This window comes from Boseongicola sp., assembly GCF_057460485.1.
Map to the genome: position 1 here is coordinate 1 of NZ_JBVCWP010000272.1, position 5,129 is coordinate 5,129.

A 5,129-nucleotide genomic window follows, 5' to 3' on the forward strand; every position below is an offset into this window, starting at 1 on the left:
AATACTTCGAGCAAGCAGAAATACGCAACGCGGCATGAACACCAAAATGATGCATCTTAGGCAAGCCGCAAAACTGTCTTAAAAAGCAGGACCACTTCAAAGGCATTACCTGTCAAATCAGGCGCTACAGGGCACGGCGCAATCACGCTACGGAGTTCAAACAATGATACGCATCTTGATCCTTCTCGGCACCGTCTTGGCACTTGCCGCCTGCGACCCAAACGCCGTCAATGGCGCTTCATCCGAAGACCAGCCGCGAGCGCGCCAGGATCGCGGAAGTTCCAGCTACTAAACTCCCCATCGGGGGCTGTAAGAAAAATGCGCCCAAGTCTCAAATGGGGCAGTCGCCCTGCTTCTTAGACGCCGAAGCGGCAGCCTTGAAGATCTTCTGCCCGATGACCGGGTGACGTGGGCCAAAGAGACGCGGAGAGAGCGTGCAGGGTGTGCCAAGGGCCACAGCGGCGGTTGGGATGCTAGGTGAGGCTGCCGGTGCTTTAGGAATATCGGAAGACGAAGTTCATAAGGTGCTGACTTCTGCCCGTTAGGAGAGGTGACCACCACCAAGCCCACTTAGGGAAAGCGGAACGCGAAATTGCTCTCGATGGTGGTCGTATTAGGCTGAAATATAGCCTGACTCACACTGATGACATTCTACAAGAATTGGTGCGTTTCTTTGAGTGTCAATCGCAGACCAGACTTCACCCCAAGAAGCCGTCAACGGCGGCTCTGAGCCTATTCTGTTGAAAAACTCCAGTTTCGGGCCTGGCGGACAGATTTTTTCGCCATACAGGTCGATTAGTTTATTTTGGCAAGGGAATCGGCCAAACCAAGCCTCCCGGGTTGCTAGACTGCGTCGCGTCGCCTGGTTCACTATCTTAGCTGACTTTGACACGATTTGCGGTTTTGACGGGAATTTGGGATTTTCAGATTTTGGAGTTTTTCAACAGAATACGCCCAATGCAGACTCCGCGCCTGGCTCAAAGCTCCTCTCCAAGACCAACGCCATTGCTTGCAACCGACCACATTGCTCTGGCCTCGGAATCGGACAGGCTGACTTCGGCGCGCATCGCAGATTTTGCGATGTAGTCGGCGCTCTTATGCAGGGCGTCGTCAAAAACGGTGGTCACGGGCTTGCACTGGAAATAGTAACCTCCGCTGCAACCCTCGATTTCGTTCGATCCGGCGAGGAAAATTGAAGATACCGCGCCTTGCTCCGCTGATATACCTGTCTCGTTTGTTCTACCGGCCTTAGACCAGAGGGCGGTATTTACGTTACCTGGATGAAGCGCGTTGCTCGTCACGGGCGATCCGGCGTCCCTCAGACGGCGGGCGAGCTCGTTCGACAGCAAGATGTTGGCCAGCTTGCTTCGGCCGTATGCACGCCATTGGTCATATCCATCCGCGCTTTCATGTTCACGCGCCAAGGCGTGGTAATCGACCTTCTCCGGGTGCAACCTGTGCGCCCCGGAGGCAACCCAGACAATACGTCCGAACGGGTCTCGGGATTCGGAAATGGCTGGAAGAAGTAAGCGACAGAAGAGGTAATGTCCGAGAACATTGACTTGCCACTGCTGTTCGAAGCCATCGGCCGTCTTCGTCCATGGCAAAGCCATAACGCCAGCGTTGAACACACAGATGTTCAAAGGCCTTCCCGTCGCGAGAAATTCATCGGCGGCTTTTCGAACGGACGCTAAAGAGCCCAGATCGAGAACCAGGGCCTCGGCCGTACTGCCAATCGGGCCACTCTCCAGCAGAGCGGCCACCGCCTCGTTCGCCTTTCTTCGGGAACGCGCGGTCAAGATGACGTGGCAACCTTCCTTTAGTAGCCCCTTGCAGGTCTCAAACCCTATCCCCGTATTGCCTCCCGTCACCAAAGAAATTGGCCGCTCTTGATCGCTTGCCCTCGTCGTCATATTGAATGGCCTTTTTCTGCTGCGAGGGCCGGCAACTGATGGTGTTGGGGCTTTCCAATCGAAGATAGCAGTGTGATCCTAGGCGGTCAGCATGGCAATTCCAAATTGGAGTAGAGGCCCGTTGTGTCCCGCAGTTCAGACCTTCGTTAGATTCCGACCAACGTCTGCTTTTTGGTGAAGCGGTCGTTCGTGGCTGAAACTGCGATCCGACAACCGCGAACGTCCGTTCAGGACGACAAACCGGTCATCTGACGAAAAAACTCAGGTGTCGGCTCAGAGCCCAAAGCAGTCGGTTTGCAACCGGCAGACATGTGACGTCCACCAAGTTACCTAAGGTCGATTTCGGCGATCAGCATTGCCGTGGTATCTTGAGTTGAAAGCGATTTGGATCGCGAGGAAACAGCACTTGCGAGACTGTCATGCGAAACATCCTGTCTTGGTTCAGTATAGCATTAATATTGGCGGCGTCTGCACATGCGGGGCCAGTAGGAGATGCCGCTAAAAAGGGGCGATTCTGCAGAGATCGAGCGCCTCATGAAATCAGGAGCAGATGCGAATGAGGAGGACGCTATGGCGTCACCACTGCACTGGGCCGCGATGAACGGTCATGTCGAGGCGGTGGCGCTTCTGCTCGCCTATCGTGCGGCCCTCTAAGCCCAAACCGACTTAACCAATCGAGTTTCGATAAACCATATCTGTTGGGTCTTGGCGTGGAGTTTCTGTATCCAATTCAACGCATAATCTCTTTGCAAAAGTGCAAGATTGATATGCGATTACATTCTTCAAGCTCGGGCGGCGGCCTGACACATAACGGTCAGTTTTGCCTCGGCTAATTCCGGTGACAAAAACCCGAGACCGCAATCCGGAGCGACTACAAGACGATCCCGGTCGATGTGGTTCAGAACTTCATTCAGCCGGGCCTCGATCTGGTCAACAGTTTCGACGCGGCTGCGGGCAACGGCGACGGCGCCAAATATGACGGTCTTTTTTTGCAATTTGTCCAGTAGGTTCAGATCGTTGCAGCAATGCGCGTCTTCGATCGAAATCTGATCAAACGCAGCCGTGTCTATGGCACTGGCTAGGCGGTGATAACTTCCTGGGTCGGCCTTTTTGTATTCAGTGTCGTCCAGATGATCGGGGTAGCCGCAACACATATGAACAACGCGAGTGACCGATTTTGGTACGCCGTGAAAACAGCGTTCCAACCCTTCGATACCAAAACTCAACGCGTCGTCGACTTCGCGCGCGAACAGCGGTTCGTCCACCTGAATATACTGGCAGCCCGCATCGACTAAAGCCAGAATTTCCCGGTTCACCGTTTCAGCAAGGACCGCGTTCAACCGAGGTCGGTCATTGTAAAAACAGTCAGCGGTGGTGTCCATGATGGTGAGCGGGCCGGGCAAGGTGAACTTGACGGGGCGCGGGCTAACACTTTGACTGGCTCTGTAGTCATGCGCGCCATAGCTCCTTCCAGAGTGGGCTATGGTTGAACGAATGGCGGGCAGATCGGTTTCATAGGCGCCATCGCGCAACACACGGTTTTCAAGATTATCAAAGTCAAACCCATCCAGATGTCGACAGTGATAATGGATATAATTTTCCCGTCGTACCTCGCCATCAGTGGGAATTGAAACGCCAGAGCGCAATTGAATTGCGATAACTTCCTTGGCCGCGCGAATGAATAATGGCTCGTGGCGTTCATCGACATTCTTGATGTCTGCCGTATAGTCGGTTGTGGTCTGGCTGGAGTTCATGCCACCGGTTTCACGGGAAATATCAAACCAGTCGCGCACCGGCACAAATTTGGGTTTAGGAAAAGACCCGATGGTTGTTGTTTCAAGCGGGCTGTTGGATTTGCTCATCTGATCATCCTTTTGAGGCCAAGGCCGTAGTCTTCTGCTACTGGGTTTTCAGCATTGCGCGACTGACAAAGCAACTGAGTGTTCTATTTGATTTTCCGCGAGCGGGCTTGAAAAAAATATAAGTGCCCTCAGAGTTGGATGTCTAGGCAACTTTCACTTTCGCGTCTATTGATGCTGGGGTGCAGCGAACGGCTGCTCGAGCCCTAGGCAGTCATCTCATAAGCCGTTATTTTCAATTTCCGCACACTACGGGCTGGTGCCCCGCAGATGCGTGGGGCGCAATCCGCCGCCCTGCACCGCCCGAGCCAAACCCCGGCGGACCTGAAGCCATGGGTCAACAACTTCCTTTCCGACCCTTGCCACCAGGTCGTCATAAACGCGCTCCAGCGTGCGCAATTCCTCGTCTACGACGATTGCATACCACGCGTTCCGGTCCACCGAACTCACGCTCTTGAAGCCGGCATCGCGCAGTATTTTCTCCATCTGCGGTGCGGTCGCCATCTCAAAATGCAGGTGGCCACCCATATGCCTCAATGCCGCCTCCGCATCGGGGCCTTCCCCACTTAGCCAATCGCTTGCCGCAAACGTACCGCCAGGTTTCAGCACGCGTCGGACCTCAGCGAAAAGCGCGCCCTTGTCAGGAATGTGAATGATTGAATCTTTAGAAAACACCACGTCGAAACTAGCGTCTCCAAAAGGTAGCGGTCCCGGTTCGACTAATCGGAGGTCGATCCGCTCCGACAGTCCGGCTGCGTCCACAATCGCCTTCGCACGCCGATGGAGTGGCTCTTCAACATCGACGCCCACGACTTGGCCCGCGCCGAGTTCACGCGCCAGGGTTATTGCTGGCCCTGCCGTGCCGAAGCCAATATCCAGCACGGTCTTCTGAGCCAGATCGATGTCCCGCACGATTTCACGCACCTCCTCCGCCCCCCCGGGCGAAAGGAACCCTTCCCCCCAAACCGCGTGTAGCCGCTCAATGAAATTATCTGGATACTGTATGTCAGATGTCATTTTCCCCCCGCATGAGGACAAGATCGGGTTCGTGCCCTTCGCCCAACGCTAGCACACTTCAGGGAGGGGAAGAATGGCGGCTTATGGGGCGACGCACATTGCTGAAGATGCTGCGTCGCAGCGGTCCGGTTCGGTGTAGGTTTCTCGGACGCCACGCGCGGCGATTGGGTGGCGCGGAGCGTTGCCTGGCGTCGGAGAAGCGCTCAAGCGGGAAATCGCGGGGTTGGGCTTGGTGGAACAGCGGTATCTATGGGGATTTGATGGGTGCGGCTGCTTTGGCTTTGCTCTTTCGCGCGCGTGTCTGGGAGCTTTTAGGGGCGACCTGAGCGGGCGTTTTGCG

4 protein-coding genes are annotated in these 5,129 nt (G+C 55.1%); 1 reads left to right on the forward strand and 3 read right to left on the reverse strand.

Annotated features, from left to right (window positions below; all coding sequences use genetic code 11):
* Nucleotides 1–977: 977 nt before the first annotated feature.
* Nucleotides 978–1,913, reverse strand: a complete 936-nt coding sequence (locus tag AC221Y_RS20055; RefSeq protein ID WP_299752687.1) for an SDR family NAD(P)-dependent oxidoreductase — start codon at nt 1,911–1,913, stop codon at nt 978–980.
* A gap of 492 nt (nt 1,914–2,405) precedes the next feature.
* Between AC221Y_RS20055 and AC221Y_RS20060 the strand changes: the two genes are divergently transcribed.
* Nucleotides 2,406–2,567: an ankyrin repeat domain-containing protein gene (locus AC221Y_RS20060; protein ID WP_299752690.1), complete on the forward strand. Its 162-nt coding sequence runs from the start codon at nt 2,406–2,408 to the stop codon at nt 2,565–2,567.
* A 128-nt stretch (nt 2,568–2,695) separates the two neighbouring features.
* On the opposite strand, the gene AC221Y_RS20065 is transcribed toward AC221Y_RS20060, so the two are convergent.
* Nucleotides 2,696–3,775: a cobalamin-independent methionine synthase II family protein gene (locus AC221Y_RS20065; RefSeq protein ID WP_486708170.1), complete on the reverse strand. Its 1,080-nt coding sequence runs from the start codon at nt 3,773–3,775 to the stop codon at nt 2,696–2,698.
* A gap of 246 nt (nt 3,776–4,021) precedes the next feature.
* Complete coding sequence (locus AC221Y_RS20070) at nt 4,022–4,789, reverse strand: methyltransferase domain-containing protein (RefSeq protein ID WP_299752696.1); 768 nt, start codon at nt 4,787–4,789, stop codon at nt 4,022–4,024.
* Nucleotides 4,790–5,129 lie beyond the last annotated feature (340 nt).